Annotated in this window: 20 protein-coding genes; 5 read left to right on the forward strand and 15 right to left on the reverse strand. The window is 54.1% G+C overall.

Going from position 1 to position 17,965, the window contains the following annotated elements:
• Positions 1–33: 33 nt before the first annotated feature.
• Complete coding sequence (locus tag QEN32_RS16425; protein ID WP_265321880.1) at positions 34–1,008, forward strand: aldo/keto reductase; 975 nt, start codon at positions 34–36, stop codon at positions 1,006–1,008.
• A 103-nt stretch (positions 1,009–1,111) separates the two neighbouring features.
• Here the strand turns inward: QEN32_RS16425 and pgpA are convergent, their stop codons facing one another.
• The 6 genes from pgpA to nrdR all read right to left on the reverse strand — a co-directional run bounded on the left by pgpA (position 1,112) and on the right by nrdR (position 5,222).
• Positions 1,112–1,627 carry a phosphatidylglycerophosphatase A gene (gene pgpA / locus QEN32_RS16430; RefSeq protein ID WP_000154063.1) on the reverse strand — a complete coding sequence of 172 codons (516 nt, stop codon included), beginning with the start codon at positions 1,625–1,627 and terminating at the stop codon, positions 1,112–1,114.
• A complete protein-coding gene (gene thiL / locus QEN32_RS16435; protein WP_000752133.1) occupies positions 1,605–2,585 on the reverse strand; it encodes a thiamine-phosphate kinase in 981 nt (326 codons plus the stop codon). The genes pgpA and thiL overlap by 23 nt, the downstream gene beginning before the upstream one ends.
• Before the next feature lie 81 nt (positions 2,586–2,666).
• A complete protein-coding gene (gene nusB / locus QEN32_RS16440; protein ID WP_000801129.1) occupies positions 2,667–3,086 on the reverse strand; it encodes a transcription antitermination factor NusB in 420 nt (139 codons plus the stop codon).
• A gap of 20 nt (positions 3,087–3,106) precedes the next feature.
• Positions 3,107–3,577, reverse strand: coding sequence for a 6,7-dimethyl-8-ribityllumazine synthase (ribE, locus tag QEN32_RS16445; RefSeq protein WP_001021372.1), 471 nt, complete (start codon positions 3,575–3,577; stop codon positions 3,107–3,109).
• 88 nt (positions 3,578–3,665) lie between these two features.
• A complete protein-coding gene (ribD, locus tag QEN32_RS16450; RefSeq protein WP_265321879.1) occupies positions 3,666–4,769 on the reverse strand; it encodes a bifunctional diaminohydroxyphosphoribosylaminopyrimidine deaminase/5-amino-6-(5-phosphoribosylamino)uracil reductase RibD in 1,104 nt (367 codons plus the stop codon).
• Between the two features lie 3 nt (positions 4,770–4,772).
• On the reverse strand, positions 4,773–5,222 hold the full coding sequence (nrdR, locus tag QEN32_RS16455) for a transcriptional regulator NrdR (protein WP_000543533.1): 450 nt from the start codon (positions 5,220–5,222) through the stop codon (positions 4,773–4,775).
• Between the two features lie 151 nt (positions 5,223–5,373).
• On the opposite strand from nrdR, the gene QEN32_RS16460 reads away from it, so the two are divergent.
• Positions 5,374–5,913 carry a DUF3251 domain-containing protein gene (locus QEN32_RS16460; protein WP_000198486.1) on the forward strand — a complete coding sequence of 180 codons (540 nt, stop codon included), beginning with the start codon at positions 5,374–5,376 and terminating at the stop codon, positions 5,911–5,913.
• Between the two features lie 299 nt (positions 5,914–6,212).
• On the forward strand, positions 6,213–7,076 hold the full coding sequence (locus QEN32_RS16465; RefSeq protein WP_000752021.1) for a nucleoside-specific channel-forming protein Tsx: 864 nt from the start codon (positions 6,213–6,215) through the stop codon (positions 7,074–7,076).
• A 115-nt stretch (positions 7,077–7,191) separates the two neighbouring features.
• Here QEN32_RS16465 and tnpA read toward each other — a convergent pair whose 3' ends face one another.
• The 8 genes from tnpA to queA form a co-directional block, all read right to left on the reverse strand.
• Positions 7,192–7,650, reverse strand: a complete 459-nt coding sequence (gene tnpA / locus QEN32_RS16470) for an IS200/IS605-like element IS200F family transposase (RefSeq protein WP_000502119.1) — start codon at positions 7,648–7,650, stop codon at positions 7,192–7,194.
• Positions 7,651–7,870: 220 nt separating this feature from the next.
• Entirely contained in the window at positions 7,871–7,978 is a 108-nt protein-coding gene (locus QEN32_RS22685; RefSeq protein WP_000176312.1) for a type I toxin-antitoxin system toxin Ldr family protein, read from the reverse strand.
• A 442-nt stretch (positions 7,979–8,420) separates the two neighbouring features.
• A complete protein-coding gene (gene yajD / locus QEN32_RS16480; protein WP_000974818.1) occupies positions 8,421–8,768 on the reverse strand; it encodes an HNH nuclease YajD in 348 nt (115 codons plus the stop codon).
• Positions 8,769–8,861: 93 nt separating this feature from the next.
• A complete protein-coding gene (gene secF, locus QEN32_RS16485; protein ID WP_000046629.1) occupies positions 8,862–9,833 on the reverse strand; it encodes a protein translocase subunit SecF in 972 nt (323 codons plus the stop codon).
• Positions 9,834–9,843: 10 nt separating this feature from the next.
• Entirely contained in the window at positions 9,844–11,691 is a 1,848-nt protein-coding gene (secD, locus tag QEN32_RS16490) for a protein translocase subunit SecD (protein ID WP_000934811.1), read from the reverse strand.
• 27 nt (positions 11,692–11,718) lie between these two features.
• A complete protein-coding gene (gene yajC, locus QEN32_RS16495; protein ID WP_000007628.1) occupies positions 11,719–12,051 on the reverse strand; it encodes a preprotein translocase subunit YajC in 333 nt (110 codons plus the stop codon).
• Between the two features lie 22 nt (positions 12,052–12,073).
• A complete protein-coding gene (gene tgt, locus QEN32_RS16500) occupies positions 12,074–13,201 on the reverse strand; it encodes a tRNA guanosine(34) transglycosylase Tgt (RefSeq protein WP_000667305.1) in 1,128 nt (375 codons plus the stop codon).
• Positions 13,202–13,397: 196 nt separating this feature from the next.
• Positions 13,398–14,462, reverse strand: coding sequence for a tRNA preQ1(34) S-adenosylmethionine ribosyltransferase-isomerase QueA (queA, locus tag QEN32_RS16505; protein ID WP_001266530.1), 1,065 nt, complete (start codon positions 14,460–14,462; stop codon positions 13,398–13,400).
• Between the two features lie 93 nt (positions 14,463–14,555).
• Between queA and acpH the strand changes: the two genes are divergently transcribed.
• Both acpH and QEN32_RS16515 read left to right on the forward strand, forming a co-directional pair.
• A complete protein-coding gene (gene acpH / locus QEN32_RS16510; RefSeq protein ID WP_001009858.1) occupies positions 14,556–15,137 on the forward strand; it encodes an ACP phosphodiesterase in 582 nt (193 codons plus the stop codon).
• 209 nt (positions 15,138–15,346) lie between these two features.
• A complete protein-coding gene (locus QEN32_RS16515; protein ID WP_000244731.1) occupies positions 15,347–15,949 on the forward strand; it encodes a peroxiredoxin in 603 nt (200 codons plus the stop codon).
• A 71-nt stretch (positions 15,950–16,020) separates the two neighbouring features.
• Here QEN32_RS16515 and malZ read toward each other — a convergent pair whose 3' ends face one another.
• A complete protein-coding gene (gene malZ, locus QEN32_RS16520; RefSeq protein WP_265321878.1) occupies positions 16,021–17,838 on the reverse strand; it encodes a maltodextrin glucosidase in 1,818 nt (605 codons plus the stop codon).
• Positions 17,839–17,965: the final 127 nt, after the last annotated feature.

The raw sequence follows: 17,965 nt of genomic DNA on the forward strand, positions 1-17,965 counted from the left end.
TTGAAGAGTGACGGGTATAACAGGAGCGGAGTCATGCAATACAACACGTTAGGAAATACAGATCTTCGGGTGTCCCGCCTTTGTCTGGGCTGTATGACATTCGGCGAGCCGAGTCGCGGCAATCACGCCTGGACGCTTCCCGAAGAGAGCAGCCGTCCCATCATCAAGCGCGCCCTTGAGGGCGGCATTAACTTTTTTGATACCGCCAACAGCTACTCCGACGGCAGCAGCGAAGAGATTGTCGGCCGCGCGCTGCGTGATTTCGCCCGGCGCGACGAGGTGGTGGTAGCGACGAAAGTCTTCCATCGCGTCGGCGATCTGCCGGAAGGATTGTCCCGCGCGCAAATCCTGCGCTCTATTGACGATAGCCTCGCCCGTCTGGGAATGGAGTATGTCGATATCCTGCAAATCCACCGCTGGGATTACACCACGCCGATAGAAGAAACTCTGGAAACGCTAAACGACGTGGTGAAGGCGGGTAAAGCCCGCTATATCGGCGCTTCCTCAATGCACGCCTCACAATTTGCCCAGGCGCTGGCGCTACAAAAACAACACGGCTGGGCGCCGTTTGTCACCATGCAGGATCACTATAACCTGATCTACCGCGAGGAAGAGCGTGAGATGCTACCGCTGTGCTGGCAGGAAGGCGTCGCCGTGATTCCGTGGAGCCCGCTGGCGCGCGGGCGCTTAACTCGCCCCTGGGGAGAAACCACGGCCCGGCTGGTCTCGGATGACGTGGGCAAAAATTTATACGCTGAAAGCGATAAAAATGATGCGCAAATAGCGGAACGGCTGGCTGGCGTCAGCGAGGCGCTTGGCGCAACGCGAGCGCAGGTCGCGCTGGCCTGGCTGCTCAGCAAACGAGGCGTCGCCGCGCCGATTATCGGCGCTTCGCGTGAAGAGCAGTTAGATGAGTTGCTGAATGCCGTTGATTTAACGCTCAAACCGGAGCAGATTGCTGAACTCGAAACGCCGTACAAACAACATCCGGTGGTGGGATTTAAATAATCTGCCATTGCCCGATGGCGCGGCGCTTATCGGGCCTGCGAAATCGACATATTGTTCGGGGATAGGCCGGATAAGGCGTTTACGCCGCCATCCGGCAAACCCTTTAAATAATACCGAGCGGCCAGTGATGACCGATAAAATACAGTATGCCGGCGGATATCACCCCGGCGACGATATCATCGATCATAATCCCCATGCCGCCGTGCACGTTGCGATCAAACCAACGGATCGGCCAGGGTTTCCACATATCCAGAATGCGGAAAATAACGAACCCGGCTGCCACCCACTGCCAGTCCGTCGTCGGCAACGCCATTAGCGTTATCCACATACCGATAAATTCATCCCAGACAATACTGCCGTGGTCGTGTACGCCCATATCTTTCGCCGTCTGATGGCAAAGATAAACGCCAATGCAGATCCCAAACATCACGACCAGCGAATAAAGCTGCCACGGCAGAAACGTCATCAAATACCAGAAGGGGATCGCCGCCAGCGAGCCCATCGTGCCCGGCACCACAGGGCTCAGCCCGCTGCCAAAGCCGGTAGCGAGCAGGTGCCACGGATTGCGCAAATTCAGGCGGCTTTTCGCAACATCTTTATGGCGTGGCAAAATGGTCATATCCTTTCCAGTCAAAAGTGACAGGTTCTCCGTCACGCACAAAGGCGATCCCTTCGATATCCGCCGTCATTTGCCCGATACAGGTAAACGGCACGCCCAGATGACCAAGCGCGACATCCAGCGCGCCACGGTTCAGCTCCGGGACGGTAAAGCACAGTTCATAATCTTCGCCGCCGGATAACATCCAGCGAAGCTTTTGTTCGGGATCATTGGCATGTCCCCACAGTTCTTCGGAGTCAGGCAGCGCCTCCAAATCGATTCTCGCGCCGCAGTTGCTGGCTTGCAGAATGTGACCAAGATCGGAGATCAAACCGTCGGAAAGATCGATCGCCGAACTGGCGAGATCGCGTAGCGCCTGTCCTTGTAAAATACGCGGCGTCGGGCGCAGATGGCGTTTGACCAGATAGTCGGCATCCCCCCAGCTTCCCACGCGAAAATCACCCCGTAGAATCGCCAGCCCGGCAGCGCTATCGCCCAACGTGCCAGTAACATAAATCCAGTCGCCCGGTTTTGCGCCAGAACGTTTCAGCGCCCGACCGGCTGGCACAAGGCCATGAATACCGAGCGTCATCGACAGCGGGCCGCGCGTGGTATCGCCGCCAATGAGCTGCATGTCGTAGTAATCCAGTTGTTCAAACAGGCTGTCGCTGAACGCGGCAAGCCACGCCTCATCGACGTCAGGAAGCGTGAGTGCCAGCGTTAACCATGCCGGATCGGCGCCCATCGCCGCCAGATCGCTTAAATTCACCGCCAGCGCTTTATACGCCAGATCGGCAGGATCGATATCGGGTAAGAAATGGATGCCCGCCACCAGCGTATCGGTACTGATCGCCAGGGTCTGTTTTTCAGGAATATTCAGGAGCGCGCAATCGTCGCCAATACCGGTTTCAACATCAAGACGAGAGCTTCTTACACGGTCAAAATAACGGGCAATCAGGGAAAACTCGCCACATGCCATACGTTATGCCTCAGCAGAAAAAAAGAAAAGGCCGGAGACGGCGGGTATCATCCATCGCCCGCTATCTTTCCGGCCTGTGAATCACTTTTTGTTGGGACGAATCACCGGAGCTGCTTTATCCAGTACGCCGTTGACGAATTTGTGGCTGTCTTCAGCGCCAAAGGTTTTCGCCAGTTCAATCGCTTCGTTGATGGCCACTTTATAAGGCACATCGCTGCGTTTTGACAGCTCAAACAACGCAATACGCAGCACGGCTTTTTCAACCTGTCCCAGCTCTTCAAGCAGGCGGGACAGATACGGTTTCATTAAACCATCCAGGTACGCGCTGTTAGTCGCCACCCCGGATAGCAGTTCACGGAAATAGAGAACGTCGACGTCTTTTACGTCCTGTTCCGCCAGGAACTGGTATTCAACATCAGCGATGTCGTTCTGGGACAACTGCCAGGAGTAAAGCGCCTGGACGGCACACTCACGGGCGCGGCGACGAGCAGCAGGTTTCACGGAATTCCCCTTACAAAAAATCAGGCCTTAATGGCTTTCAATACATTAATCATTTCAAGCGCGGTCAGCGCAGCTTCTGCGCCTTTATTACCGGCTTTTGTACCAGCACGTTCGATGGCTTGTTCAATACTCTCGGTGGTCAGAACACCAAAGGCTACCGGCACGCCGCTGTCCTGGGCAACGCTTGCCAGGCCATTGCTGGCGCCGCCTGCCACATATTCAAAGTGCGCAGTCCCCCCGCGAATCACGGTTCCCAGCGCAACCACGGCGTCATATTTACCGCTTTTCGCCAGCGCTTCGGTCGCCAGCGGCAGTTCATAGGCGCCAGGCACCCACACTACGGTAATATTATCATCTTTTACCTGACCAATACGCGTCAGGGCATCAACCGCGCCATCCAGCAGGCTGTCGTTGATAAACTGATTGAAACGCGCAATAGTGATGGCGACACGAGCGTCAGGGGCTGCAACGTTAGCTTTAATAATGTTCATATTCTCTCTTCCAGGGTTCATTTGGCCCCGCAGGGGGGCGGATTTTATCATAATAATTTGAGCGCCGCTCCCCTTTCGACGGGAGAACTCATGCGCTCACCATATGCAGGCAAACATCCGGGCCGACATGGCGTATTTCGCTGAAGGTAAATTGCGGCGCGTCGGCGAGCTTCTCAAGCCCCGGCAATTCGCATAATCCCCGCGCCTGGGTTCCCAACAATTTAGGCGCGACATAGACAATCAGTTCATCCACCAGCCCGGCTTGCAGCAACGCGCCCGCCAGTCCCGGTCCGGCTTCAACCCATATGCTATTAATCTGCTGCCTGCCTAACTGCATCATCAGCACAACCAGATCCAAATGTCCGTTGTGCGCCGGCACGCTGATAGTACGAACCGAATCGGGCCACGCGCGGCTATCTTCCTGGGTACACGCAATCCACGTTTCGCCAGGCTGCTGCACAATACGATGCGCAGGCGTTACCCGGTTTTGGCTGTCGATAACAATTCGCACCGGCTGGCGCAGATTTTCCTGCGGGTAAGACGCCTGCGTAGAGGCATCTAACTCCGCCCAACGCACCGTCAAGGCCGGATCGTCAGCCAATACCGTCGCGCTACTGGTTAAGATAGCGTGACTTTGCGCACGCAAGCGCTGAACGTCGCGCCGGGCCTGCGGCGAGGTGATCCACTGGCTTTCGCCGCTGGCCATCGCCGTCCGTCCGTCGACGGAGGCGCCCAGTTTAAGCTGAAGATAAGGGAATCCGGTACGCATCCGCTTGAGGAAGCCTTTATTGAGCGCCTCCGCTTCACTCATCATTAACCCGTGGCTGACCGCAATACCCGCCTGTTGCAGGCGATACAGCCCGCGCCCGGCGACCTGTGGGTTCGGGTCCTGCATCGCGGCGACCACGCGCGCGACGCCGGCCGCAATCAGCGCATCGCAACATGGCGGCGTTCGCCCATGATGGCTACAGGGTTCAAGCGTGACATAGGCGGTTGCGCCTTTGGCTTTTGCGCCCGCCATCCGCAGCGCATGGACCTCGGCGTGCGGCTCTCCGGCGCGCTGGTGATAACCTTCGCCGACGATGTCGCCATTGTTAACAATGACACAGCCGACATTAGGGTTCGGGTGAGTGGTGAAACGTCCACGCTGCGCCAGTTTGAGCGCTCGCGCCATGTAAAACTCATCCTGCATGGCTTAGTCCTGTAGGCGAGCGATTTCTTCGCCAAAGTCTTTGATATCTTCGAAACTGCGATAGACGGAGGCAAAGCGAATATACGCGACTTTATCGAGTTTTTTCAGCTGCTCCATGACCAGGTTGCCAATCATCTTGCTGGGAACTTCACGCTCCCCAGTGGCACGTAATTGTGACTTAATATGGTTCAATGCCATTTCAACATCATCTGCGCTGACGGGTCTTTTTTCCAGCGCTCTCAACATGCCGCTACGCAGCTTATCCTCATTAAAGGGTTCGCGCACATCGTTGCTTTTTATCACGCGCGGCATGACCAGTTCAGCCACTTCAAAGGTCGTAAAGCGTTCATTACACACCAGACACTGCCGACGGCGGCGCACGGACGAGCCCTCGCCTACAAGACGAGAGTCAATGACTTTGGTATCTACGGCGAAACAAAATGGGCAATGCATACGGCGTCCTGACCAGATGATTTAGAAAACACTATTTTACCCTGAACTGGCGCGACAACAAAGGCGGAGCGCTTTTGAGATAAAGGATCGGTGCCTTTGTGCGTATAGCGCACTACCATTACGCTATCGAACCATGAAGGAAATGATCGACATGACAAGACGTTACCTAAGAATTCTCCTGGTGGGAAGTCTCTTGAGCCTGACCGCCTGCGCGCCGCAGAGCGAAGTTCGCCAGATGCATCAAAGCATTAGCACCCTGAATAAAGAGATGACCCAACTGAATCAGGAAACAGTAAAAATTACCCAACAAAATAAGCTGAATGCGGAGTCAACCCGCGGCGTCTATTTGTTGCCTGGCGCCAATACGCCTGCCCGGCTGGAGAGTCAGATCGGTACGCTACGTATGACATTGCTGGAGATTACGCCTGTCGCAGACGGCGCTCACGCAACGTTACGCATTCAGGGCGAGTCCCGCGATCCGCTGCCGGCATTCAGCGCTACCGTAGAGTACGGGCAAATTCAGGGCACTACGGAGAACTATCAGGAGGTGAATGCACAGAGCCTTCTGGTAAATGCCCCTGCCAGCTTGCTGGCGCCCAGTGATGTCAATATTTCGTTACCGTTGAAGGGGATCACACCGGCGCAGTTAGGCTTCATTCGCATCCATGATATTCAGCCTGTTAATCAATAAACGTTCTGGCGGAGCGTTTTGTGCGTTCCGCAACATCCCCCGCGCGACTTTTGTTGCCCTACTGACATTTCCGTCATTTATGACATGGATTGGTAATATTCATGAAAGATAGTACTGTCGCCGCGCCTAAAATGCGCAAACGTGAACGCAATCGATTACGTAAATGATAGATATGTGAAACAAGACATATTTTTGTGAGCAATGATTTTTATAATAGGCTCCGCAGAAACACGAAATATTTAGAAACGCAAATTGCGTTCTTTTCACTCCCGTAAGGGATTTCAAACAGTGGCATACATATGAAAAAAACTTTACTCGCAGTCAGCGCAGCGCTGGCGCTCACCTCATCTTTTACTGCTAACGCAGCAGAAAATGATCAGCCGCAGTATTTGTCCGACTGGTGGCACCAGAGCGTAAACGTGGTAGGCAGCTACCATACCCGTTTCTCGCCGAAATTGAACAACGACGTCTATCTGGAATATGAAGCATTTGCCAAAAAAGACTGGTTTGATTTCTACGGCTATATCGATATTCCCAAAACCTTTGATTGGGGTAACGGCAACGATAAAGGTATCTGGTCCGACGGTTCTCCGCTGTTCATGGAAATCGAGCCGCGTTTCTCGATTGATAAGCTGACCGGCGCAGACCTGAGCTTCGGCCCGTTTAAAGAGTGGTATTTCGCCAACAACTACATCTACGATATGGGCGATAACAAAGCCAGCCGCCAGAGCACGTGGTATATGGGTCTGGGGACCGATATCGACACCGGCCTGCCGATGGGCCTGTCGCTGAACGTGTATGCGAAATATCAGTGGCAAAACTACGGTGCTTCCAATGAAAACGAATGGGACGGCTACCGTTTCAAAGTGAAATACTTCGTCCCCATCACCGATCTGTGGGGCGGTAAACTGAGCTATATCGGCTTTACCAACTTTGACTGGGGATCTGATTTAGGCGACGATCCGAACCGTACCAGCAATTCCATCGCTTCCAGCCATATCCTGGCGCTGAACTACGATCACTGGCACTACTCGGTCGTTGCGCGTTACTTCCATAACGGCGGACAGTGGCAGAATGGCGCAAAACTGAACTGGGGCGACGGCGATTTCAGCGCGAAATCTACCGGCTGGGGCGGCTACCTGGTCGTGGGTTACAACTTCTAAACCTGCAATAAATATCCTCCGGCATAGCCGGAGGTTTTTCAGATGCGCCTGTAAGGCTCTCTTACCAGCCGCGCCCTAACAGGCGCATACGATCTGACATTTGCATCAAACTTCGTTACTTACGGCCCGTAAACGGGCTGCCCGGATAAGGGATCGATAATTGCTCACCCATTTTATCCTCTTCAAGCTGGTGCTTTATGTAGTCCTGTATCTTCGCCGTGTTCTTACCCACCGTATCGACATAGTACCCTCTGCACCAGAACTCTCTGTTCCTGTATTTGAATTTTAGATCCCCAAACTGCTCGTAAAGCATCAGACTACTTTTACCCTTCAGATATCCCATGAAGCTCGACACACTCATCTTCGGCGGGATCTCCAGAAGCATGTGAATATGATCTGCACAACATTCCGCTTCCAGGATTCGTACGTTTTTCCATTCACACAATTTTCTTAATATGCTGCCTACTGCCCTACGCTTCTCTCCATAGAACGCTTGTCTTCGGTATTTGGGCGCGAAAACTATGTGATATTTACAGTTCCATCGGGTGTGCGCTAAGCTCTTTTCGTCCCCCATTGGGACCCCCTTTTGATTTCTTGTTGAACTTTTGCAGTTGCCAGACCGCAAGATGTTTTAACAAATCAAAAGGGGTTTTAATAACTGGCTTAAAGCTGAAAGCTTTCCGGAACCCCCAGCCTGGCTGGGGGTTTTCCATAGACAAAAAAGGCCAGAGGTCGCCCTCTGGCCCGTTTCGGGCGCATGCTGCCATGCGGCGGCGAGTCGCGCCCACTTCACATTATTTCCGGCGATGCCACCAGCCTAAAAACAGACCTGTCGCAATCCCGACCAGCGTTGGTGCCGCCAGATCGTGCCAGATAGTAATGCTCAACTCTGTGAGCGTCATATTGCCGCCTTTGTTGCAATGGCAACGGTTCGCGGCTATCCTCAACTTGTCTAGGGTCAAGTTAGCCCCCGTAATGTTGCCGGTGAATACCGAACAATGTGCGGGGGTTTTCTCTTTCCAGCGACAAGGCCACCGGGGATCAAGCCCCCGCAACATTGCGCCTCACCGGGTTGCCCCGGCTTACCGCTGATTCTACTCTGCTCGCCAGTATCGGCATGAATTAAAAACAAAAAAATCCCAACCTTGCGATCGGGATTCCAGTGACAATGTATGCGTTACAGGACGTTTGGGTCTGGCGACAAACTCCGGGGCTGAAAAAATGTCGGATTGCATCCGACCTACGAAAACCAATAATTCATTTATATTGCGGATTCCGTTGGGTGGAGTGGAGCGAAGCGTAACCTAACATTCAACAGCACCAACAGCTTTGTCAGCAGCCTGCTTATTTCTTTTTGTTCATCATCGCTTTCAGATCGGCAAACGGGTTATAAGTCGCCTCGCCGACATCTTTTTGCGCATCTTCCCCGGCAATGACCGTCGAACCGTACTGATCGGCTTCGGTATATTTAGAATGCTCATGATCGTGGCAGTAGAGGCACAATAGCTCCCAGTTACTGCCGTCTTCCGGGTTATTGGTGTGGTCATGATCGATATGATGCACCGTCAGCTCACGCAGATTTGAATACACAAACTCACGGGAACAACGTCCGCACACCCACGGAAACAGCTTCAGCGCTTTTTCACGATAGCCGCTTTCCAGGCGCGCGTAGTTTTTGGGGATGATAGCCATGATAGTTCCTCATGCAATCGAGTTTATTCTGGATAATAAAAAGCCGCAGCACCCTGCGATGTTGCGGCTTTTTTCAGTCATGTTAACGCCAGCTTACGGCAGAATGGACGGCTGATCCGCCCCTTCTTTTTCGACTTTCTGCTGCAGCATATGCTCGCGCTTCATACCGAGTTTCAGCGCCAGCGCCGATGCGACATAGATAGAAGATGCCGTACCAATAGAGACACCGATCAGCATCGTCAGCGAGAAGCCTTCCAGTACCGGACCGCCGAAGAGGTACAGCATCAGAATTACCACTAACGTCGTACCGGAGGTAATCAACGTACGGTGTAGCGTCTGGGTCAGCGACACGTTAAAGATTTCGTAAGGCGTCCCGCGACGGATTTTGCGGAAGTTTTCACGAATACGGTCGGAGACCACGATACTGTCGTTCAGCGAGTAACCGATCACCGACATCAACGATGCCACAATGGTCAGGTCAATCTCGATATGGAAAAGCGACAGTATCCCCAGCGTAATGATCACGTCGTGCGCCAGCGCGATGACCACCCCTGCTGCCAGTCGCCACTCAAAGCGGAAACCGACATAAACGAGGATAGAGATCAACGCCACCAGCAGCGCCATGGCGCCGGTTTGCGCCAGATCGGCGCCCACGCTTGGCCCCACGAATTCAATACGCTTCACGGCCGCGTTCTGGTTGGTGGCTTCATTAATGATCGTCACCACTTTGCTACCCAGTACCTGACCGCCGGTTTCACCTTCGGTTGGCGGCATACGCACCATAATGTCGTGACTGCTGCCAAAGTTCTGCAACTGCGGCTCTTCATAGCCCGCTTTTTGCAGCGCTTCGCGCATCACGTCCATTTCAGCCGGTTTTTCCAGCGTGATTTCAATTACCGTGCCACCGGTGAAATCCAGCCCCCAGTTAAACCCGCGTACGCCCATAATGACAATGGCCGCGATCAGCAACAGCCCGGAGATGCCGAATGCCCAGAAGTCCCAGCGCATAAAGTCATAGACTTTACGGCCGTGGTTTAGTTGTTCAACAGTGTATTCCTGTGCCACATCGCACTCCTCAGATTGACAGCTTAGTGACGCGCTTGCCGCCATATAGCAGGTTTACGATAGCACGCGTACCGATAATCGCGGTAAACATCGACGTCGCCACACCGATACCGGTCGTAATCGCGAACCCTTTAATTGCCCCGGTACCGACAGCATACAGAATGATGACTTTAATCAGCGTCGTGATGTTCGCATCGAAGATGGAACTGAACGCGCCGGCATAGCCTTCGTTTATCGCCTGCTGTACCGTGCGGCCATTACTCAACTCTTCTTTGATACGTTCGTTAATCAGAACGTTGGCGTCGACCGCCACCGCAAGGGTTAACACGATACCCGCAATCCCCGGCATACTGAGCGTTGCCCCCGGCAACAGCGACATGATACCGACAATCAACACCAGGTTAGCCACTAACGCGCTGGTCGCAATCAGACCAAACTTCTTATAGAAGAAGATCATGAACAGGATGGAGACCACCAGACCGGCCAGACAGGCTTCCAGGCCCTGCTTGATGTTCTGCATACCCAAAGTCGGGCCAATGGTGCGCTCTTCAACGATCTGAATCGGCGCAATCAGGGCGCCCGCACGCAGCAACAACGAGAGCTGACGCGCTTCGTTCGGGTTGCTGATACCAGTAATACGGAAGCTGTTACCCAGCCGAGACTGGATGTTGGCAATGTTAATCACCTCTTCCTGTTTCACCAGTACAGCGCGACCGTTAGCGTCTTTCTTACCGCTGTCTTTATACTCCACAAACAGGGTCGCCATCGGTTTGCCGATATTGTCCTTAGTGAAGTTAGACATGATATTGCCGCCTGCGCTATCCAGCGAGATGTTAACCTGCGGTTGGTTATATTCATCCTGGCTGGACGTCGAGTCGGTGATATGGTCGCCGGTGAGGATCACGCGTTTGTACAATACCACCGGCTGACCTTCGCGGGTCTGTTTCACTTCGGAGTCACCCGGTACGCGCCCGGCAGCAGCGGCGGCCTGGTCAACGTTGGTATTCACCAGACGGAATTCCAGCGTCGCGGTCGCGCCGAGAATTTCTTTCGCGCGAGCGGTATCCTGGATACCCGGCAGCTCAACCACAATACGGTCTGCGCCCTGGCGTTGTACGACAGGCTCCGCGACGCCCAGTTGGTTAACACGGTTACGCAGAATATTAATGTTCTGCTGAACGGCGTATTCACGCGCTTCGCTCAGGCGCGCATCGGTCATTACCGCGCGAAGTTGATTACCGCTCTGGCTGGAAATCACCAGGTCACGATGACGCGGCGTCAGATAGGCGATCGCCTCATCACGCGCTTTGCTGTCACGGAACGTGATGCTCAGCCCATAATTATTTTCTTTACGAACGGTGGTATAAGGAATGCCTTTTTCACGCAGATCGCTGCGCAGGCTATCGATATTTTGTTCCTGGAGTTTACCTAACGCGGTATCCATATCCACTTCCATCAGGAAGTGAACGCCGCCGCGCAGATCAAGACCGAGCTTCATCGGATCGGCGTGAATAGCCGCCAACCAGCGCGGCGTAGCCGGCGCAAGGTTAAGCGCCACGACATATTTATCCCCCAGCACGCTCATCAGCGCTTCACGGGCGCGTAGCTGGGTATCGGTGGTGTCGAAGCGCGCAAGAATAGCGCCCTCTTCCAGTGCCACAGACTTAGCGGGAATTTTTTCTTCTTGTAACGTTTTCTGGACCTGGATCAGCGTTTGCTCACTGGCGGCGACGCCGCGCACGCCAGTGATTTGAACAGCCGGATCCTCACCATACAGGTTGGGAAGTGCGTAAAGCAGGCCGACGATAATCACGACGACCAGCATGATGTACTTCCACAAAGGATAACGGTTTAACACGGCAGTTCCCTTTGGGAAAACGAAATATTACAGCGCCTTCATGGTGCCTTTCGGCAGAACGGCAGCTACGAAGTCACGTTTGATAACCACTTCCGTGGTGTCATTCAGCGCGATGGCAATGTAGCCGGCTTCCGCTACTTTGGTCACTCGACCGACCAGACCGCCATTCGTCAGAACTTCATCACCTTTCGCAATGGAGTCCATCAGCTTTTTGTGCTCTTTGGTGCGCTTCTGCTGCGGGCGCAGGATCATGAAATAGAAAATCAGACCAAACACCACCAGCATTAAAATCAGAGACATCGGGCTGCCCTGCGCCGGAGCACCTGTTGCCGCTACCGCATCAGAAATAAAAAAGCTCATTCAAATTCCCTCATTATTAAAATTAATCAACGTTCAAAGGTGGAACGGGTCGCCCCTGACGTTGGTAAAACTCGGTTACGAAGCTCTCTAATTTACCCTCTTCAATAGCCTTGCGTAAACCCGCCATCAAACGCTGGTAGTAACGCAAGTTATGAATGGTATTGAGACGCGCACCTAATATTTCGTTGCAACGGTCGAGATGATGCAAGTAAGCGCGTGAATAATTGCGACAGGTGTAGCAATCGCACTCGGCGTCAAGCGGGCTGGTGTCGCTTTTATGCTTTGCATTACGAATCTTCACCACGCCGTCGGTCACAAACAGATGACCATTACGGGCATTTCGCGTTGGCATGACACAGTCAAACATATCAATACCGCGACGCACCCCTTCCACCAGATCTTCCGGTTTACCCACGCCCATCAGGTAACGCGGTTTGTCAGCCGGGATCTGCGGGCAAACGTGCTCCAGAATGCGGTGCATATCTGCTTTCGGCTCACCGACAGCCAAACCGCCGACAGCGTAGCCATCAAAGCCAATCTCTACCAGACCTTTCACCGAGATATCGCGTAAATCTTCGTAAACGCTACCCTGAATGATGCCAAAAAGCGCATTCTTATTGCCAAGGCTATCAAAACGGTCGCGGCTACGCTTCGCCCAACGCAACGACATCTCCATCGAGCGTTTAGCATAGTCCCAGTCTGCCGGGTACGGCGTACATTCATCAAAGATCATCACGATATCGGAACCGAGATCGTACTGGATCTCCATCGACTTTTCCGGATCGAGGAAAATCGGATCGCCGTTGATCGGGTTACGGAAGTGCACGCCTTGCTCGGTAATCTTACGGATATCGCCGAGGCTGAAGACCTGGAAGCCGCCGGAATCGGTGAGAATCGGCCCTTTCCACTGCATAAAATCGTGCAGATCGCCATGCAGCTTCATGATTTCCTGACCCGGGCGCAGCCACAGGTGGAAAGTGTTGCCGAGAATAATCTGCGCGCCGGTCGCTTCCACTTCTTCCGGCGTCATGCCTTTTACCGTACCGTAAGTACCCACCGGCATAAAAGCAGGCGTTTCCACTACGCCACGATCAAACACCAGACGACCGCGACGCGCGCGACCATCGGTGGTATCTAACTCAAATTTCATTATCACTCCTGCGTCAGAAAAACAGTCCGACGTTTAACGACTCGCTACGGAATGATTCCATAGCTAATAAATTCCCGAAGGCGTCATCGGCGCAGCCAGTTTGGGGTCGACCAGCGCACAACCACCGGAGCGTACACGCAGTACGTGAGGATGGCGAGCACTGCCCGGCGTCAAAATGGCAAGTGAGATAGCCTTCTTACGGACGCTCAGAAATAGCCTGCGGATTGTACGTGATAAACATCGCGTCCCCGTAGCTAAAAAAGCGATATTTTTGTTCTACCGCAGTCTTATAGGCATTCATGGTGTGTTGATAACCGGCAAATGCGGAAACCAGCATAATCAACGTCGATTCCGGCAGATGGAAGTTGGTGATCAGCGCATCAATCACTTTGTATTGATAACCTGGATAAATAAAGATTTGCGTATCGCCGAAGAACGGCTCTATCAAATCGCTTTTTGCCGCCTGCGCCGCGCTTTCCAGCGAGCGTACCGAGGTGGTGCCGACCGCAATCACGCGGTTGCCGCGCGCTTTCGCCGCCAGCACCGCGTCGACCACCTCTTGCGGCACCTCCGCATATTCGGAGTGCATGATGTGATCTTCAATGGTATCGACACGCACCGGCTGGAAAGTGCCCGCGCCTACGTGTAGCGTAACAAACGCCATTTCGACACCTTTCTCACGAAGCGCCGCCAGCAGCGGCTCATCAAAGTGCAGCCCCGCGGTCGGCGCGGCGACGGCGCCCGGTTTTTCACTGTAGACCGTCTGGTACAGTTCGCGGTCGGCGTCCTCGTCCGGACGGTCGATGTACGGCGGCAACGGCATATGGCCGATGGCGTTGAGAATATCCAGCACCGGACGCGGGTCATTAAACTCAACTTCAAACAGAGCGCCGTGACGCGCGGTCATGGTCGCGTGAATACTTTCGTCGTCGCCCAGTAGCAGTTCCGTGCCCGGTTTTGGCGCTTTAGAAGCGCGAATATGCGCCAGGATGCGTTTATCATCGAGCATACGTTCGACCAGCACTTCTATCTTGCCGCCGCTGGCTTTACGGCCAAAGAGCCGCGCCGGGATCACGCGGGTATTATTGAAGACCAGCAAATCGCCAGGGTTGAGCTTATCGAGCAGATCGGTGAAAGTACCGTGCGTCAGCGCGCCCGTCGGCCCCTCTAATGACAGCAAACGGCAGCGACTGCGTTCCGGCTGTGGGTAGTGGGCAATCAGGGATTCGGGTAGTTCAAAGGAAAAATCGGTAACGCGCATGACTCTGACTCAGACTAAAATAAGAGGCGGGTAGTCTAGTGCCGGGGCGTTCCCGCTGCAACCGTTACCCGCTTTTTGGACAGAGAATCAATAATGAATTTTCTTGCTCACCTGCATCTGGCGCACCTTGCCGACAGCTCGCTTTCCGGTAATCTGCTGGCCGATTTTGTCCGCGGTAACCCGGCAACGCATTATCCTCCTGACGTGGTAGAGGGTATTTATATGCATCGGCGTATTGACGTCATGACCGACAACCTGCCGGAAGTTCGTGAGGCGCGAGAGTGGTTCCGCCATGAAACGCGGCGCGTGGCGCCCATTACGCTGGACGTCATGTGGGATCATTTTTTATCGCGCCACTGGACGCAAATCTCCCCTGATTTTCCACTTCAGGCGTTTGTCGGCTACGCCCATGCGCAGGTCGCGACGATTCTGCCCGACTCCCCACCGCGCTTTGTCAACCTGAATGATTATCTTTGGTCAGAAAAATGGTTAGAGCGGTATCGCGATATGGATTTCATTCAAAACGTGCTGAATGGCATGGCGAATCGCCGTCCCCGGCTGGATGCCTTGCGTGATTCCTGGTACGATCTGGACGCGCACTACGACGCGTTAGAAGAGCGCTTCTGGCATTTTTATCCGCGTATGATGGCACAGGCCGCCCGCAAAGCGCTGTGACGGCCTGATAGCGAGGGCGTGCGTCAGATCCGCCGTTGGCAGAAAGATCGTTCGCTGTCATAAAGGGGTCATCATTACGATTTATAATGACCCGATCGATAGGCAAAAGCTGTCTCATTGATTGTCAAGACCGCATTGTTTTGTCGCTTCGCCCTCCCTATACTGCCCGCGTTGCGTTCTAAAACCCTTAATATTGCAGGAGAATTATTATGGTACTGGTTACTCGTCAGGCCCCGGATTTCACCGCTGCGGCGGTACTGGGTAGCGGTGAGATTGTTGATAAATTCAACTTCAAACAGCACACCAATGGTAAAACGACCGTTCTGTTCTTCTGGCCGATGGACTTCACTTTTGTTTGCCCGTCTGAGCTGATCGCCTTTGATAAACGTTATGAAGAATTCCAGAAGCGCGGCGTTGAAGTGGTTGGCGTTTCTTTCGACTCTGAGTTCGTTCACAACGCATGGCGTAACACCCCTGTCGATAAAGGCGGCATTGGCCCGGTGAAATACGCAATGGTCGCCGACGTGAAGCGTGAAATTCAGAAAGCTTACGGTATCGAACACCCGGACGAAGGCGTTGCGCTGCGCGGCTCTTTCCTGATTGACGCTAACGGTATTGTTCGCCACCAGGTCGTAAACGATCTGCCGCTGGGTCGTAATATCGACGAAATGCTGCGTATGGTCGACGCGCTGCAGTTCCACGAAGAGCACGGTGATGTCTGCCCGGCGCAGTGGGAAAAAGGCAAAGAAGGCATGAACGCCTCTCCGGACGGCGTGGCTAAATACCTGGCTGAGAACATTTCCAGCCTGTAAGTCAGTGCATTGATAAAAGGCTCGCGAATGCGAGCCTTTTTTATGCGTGAGGTGTTACGAACCACCTCGCCTCAACGATTCATCCATACGGTCGCGGAAATCGCGGGTAAACTAAGTCTTCCCTCGCGGATGTCACCGCTTCCCGTTTTACATTGCCATCCGGCCACGTTCAGCAACGGCAACGCTTCCAGCGCCACTTCACAGGCCTCGCCCCGGTTAATCGCCACCAGCGCCCGCTGCTGCTGATAAACTCGCACGAATACCACTACGTCACCTTCGGCATACAGCGCCTGGCATCCGCCACGACGCAGCGCCAGACTGCGCTGGCGCAGTTTCGCCATACGCTGGTACAGCGCCAGCAAGTTGCCGTCCTGCTTGCGTTCATCCCACGGGAACGGTTTGCGGCACATGGGGTCATTTGCACCGTCCACGCCGACTTCATCGCCGTAATAAATACATGGCACGCCGGGCCAGGTAAACAGCCAGACCACCGCCAGCGGCAGGCGCGCCGCGTCTTTACCGAGCAAGGTTTTAAAGCGCGCAGTATCATGACTGTCGAGTTGATTAAACATGCGTAGTTGTTGCTGATGTGACAGCCCGGCGCGGTAGTTATCCATCCACGCGATACAGGTCCGGGCATCAATATGCTGTGGTTCGTAAGCGATATCAGTATTGGCGAGAAATCCCCACAGCGGGAAGGTGAAGCCGCGATAATTCATGGCGGCATCTTCCGCATCGGCCTGTAGCCACTGCCGCGCATCGCCGAAATGTTCCCCCACAATATAGGCTTCGGGCTGCGCTTCTTTTGCCGCCCGGGTAATGCCGGCGACGTGCTGCAAATTGTGGCGCGCCCCGCCCGCCTCGCCCAGCATATGTACGACATCCAGCCGCCAGCCGTCCATATTCCACGGTGCCTTTAGCCAGTGACGAACGATACTGTCCTCACCGCGATAGATCTCATCCACCAGCGTTTCTGATTGATAATCGAGTTTCGGCAGGCTCGGATAACCCAGCCAGTCCAGCGCCACGCCTTGTGGTGAAAAGGAGTACCAGTCGCGCCACGGCGAGTCCGGGTGATGACACGCGCCGCCAGTGCTGCGGTTATGCCTGTCAAACCACGCATGCGAGTCGCCGCTATGATTAAACACGCCATCCAGCACCAGCCTCATGCCCTGCGCCTGGGTTTCACGCCGCAGGCGTAGCAGCGCCCGATCGCCGCCAAATTGCGGATCGACATGGCGATAATCTTCCGTGTCGTACTTATGGACGCTCGGCGCGGTAAATACCGGATTCAGATATAGCGCTGTGACGCCCAGTTTTTTCAGATACGGCAGCTTCTCACAAATGCCATTCAGACAGCCGCCGTAAAAGGTGGAACCGCCCGCCTGGGGGGTTAAAGGATCGTCCCAGTCGCGCAGCACAATCTCCTGACCTGCGGCATGATGGTAATACACCCGGTCCTGATCGGCTTCACGCGTCGCGCTGCGGGCAAAACGATCCGGGAAGATCTGATAAAAAATTTGATCGGCGACCCACTGCGGTCCGCTATCCGGCACATCAACCGCAAATTGTTCCAGACGCGCAGACGGAAAACAGCTAAATCCCTGTGGCGTAAACCAAAGCTGGCGGTCGTGCCAAAGCAATTTAAAGCTGTAACGGCGACGGGGCTGCCCTAACGCGATATTGAGCGTCGCCCGCCACGCCGTCACGCCCGGCTGCGGCTGGCGGCGCTGTTTGCGCATCGCCAGTGAGATTTCTTCATTATCGAATTCTGAGCGCAACGTCACGCGAAACGGCGGATTTTCTCCGCTCAGCCACAGCGTAATGGTTAATTTATCGTTATGTTGCTTCACAAATGGGGCAACCGGTAAGTGCCAGGCATTCAACATCTCGTATCCCCTCTACTGAAAATGGGGCCACCTTGCCATAGAGATTTAAAGGATAACTCATCATCCAGGGGTTTATTAGGGGAGGAGACTCCAGGAGGAGAAGCGGCTCCGCTTATCCGGCCTGCCG

It is taken from the genome of Salmonella sp. SA14318 (genome assembly GCF_029866905.1).
Taxonomy (GTDB): domain Bacteria; phylum Pseudomonadota; class Gammaproteobacteria; order Enterobacterales; family Enterobacteriaceae; genus Salmonella; species Salmonella enterica.

What these genes read in the sequence shown, in the direction of transcription:
- QEN32_RS16425 (WP_265321880.1), top strand. Translation starts at nt 34, where the DNA reads ATGCAATACAACACGTTAGGAAATACAGATCTTCGGGTGTCCCGCCTT.
- pgpA (WP_000154063.1), bottom strand. Translation starts at nt 1,627, where the DNA reads ATGACCATTTTGCCACGCCATAAAGATGTTGCGAAAAGCCGCCTGAAT.
- thiL (WP_000752133.1), bottom strand. Translation starts at nt 2,585, where the DNA reads ATGGCATGTGGCGAGTTTTCCCTGATTGCCCGTTATTTTGACCGTGTA.
- ribE (WP_001021372.1), bottom strand. Translation starts at nt 3,577, where the DNA reads ATGAACATTATTAAAGCTAACGTTGCAGCCCCTGACGCTCGTGTCGCC.
- ribD (WP_265321879.1), bottom strand. Translation starts at nt 4,769, where the DNA reads ATGCAGGATGAGTTTTACATGGCGCGAGCGCTCAAACTGGCGCAGCGT.
- nrdR (WP_000543533.1), bottom strand. Translation starts at nt 5,222, where the DNA reads ATGCATTGCCCATTTTGTTTCGCCGTAGATACCAAAGTCATTGACTCT.
- QEN32_RS16460 (WP_000198486.1), top strand. Translation starts at nt 5,374, where the DNA reads ATGACAAGACGTTACCTAAGAATTCTCCTGGTGGGAAGTCTCTTGAGC.
- QEN32_RS16465 (WP_000752021.1), top strand. Translation starts at nt 6,213, where the DNA reads ATGAAAAAAACTTTACTCGCAGTCAGCGCAGCGCTGGCGCTCACCTCA.
- tnpA (WP_000502119.1), bottom strand. Translation starts at nt 7,650, where the DNA reads ATGGGGGACGAAAAGAGCTTAGCGCACACCCGATGGAACTGTAAATAT.
- QEN32_RS22685 (WP_000176312.1), bottom strand. Translation starts at nt 7,978, where the DNA reads ATGACGCTCACAGAGTTGAGCATTACTATCTGGCACGATCTGGCGGCA.
- yajD (WP_000974818.1), bottom strand. Translation starts at nt 8,768, where the DNA reads ATGGCTATCATCCCCAAAAACTACGCGCGCCTGGAAAGCGGCTATCGT.
- yajC (WP_000007628.1), bottom strand. Translation starts at nt 12,051, where the DNA reads ATGAGCTTTTTTATTTCTGATGCGGTAGCGGCAACAGGTGCTCCGGCG.
- tgt (WP_000667305.1), bottom strand. Translation starts at nt 13,201, where the DNA reads ATGAAATTTGAGTTAGATACCACCGATGGTCGCGCGCGTCGCGGTCGT.
- queA (WP_001266530.1), bottom strand. Translation starts at nt 14,462, where the DNA reads ATGCGCGTTACCGATTTTTCCTTTGAACTACCCGAATCCCTGATTGCC.
- acpH (WP_001009858.1), top strand. Translation starts at nt 14,556, where the DNA reads ATGAATTTTCTTGCTCACCTGCATCTGGCGCACCTTGCCGACAGCTCG.
- QEN32_RS16515 (WP_000244731.1), top strand. Translation starts at nt 15,347, where the DNA reads ATGGTACTGGTTACTCGTCAGGCCCCGGATTTCACCGCTGCGGCGGTA.
- malZ (WP_265321878.1), bottom strand. Translation starts at nt 17,838, where the DNA reads ATGTTGAATGCCTGGCACTTACCGGTTGCCCCATTTGTGAAGCAACAT.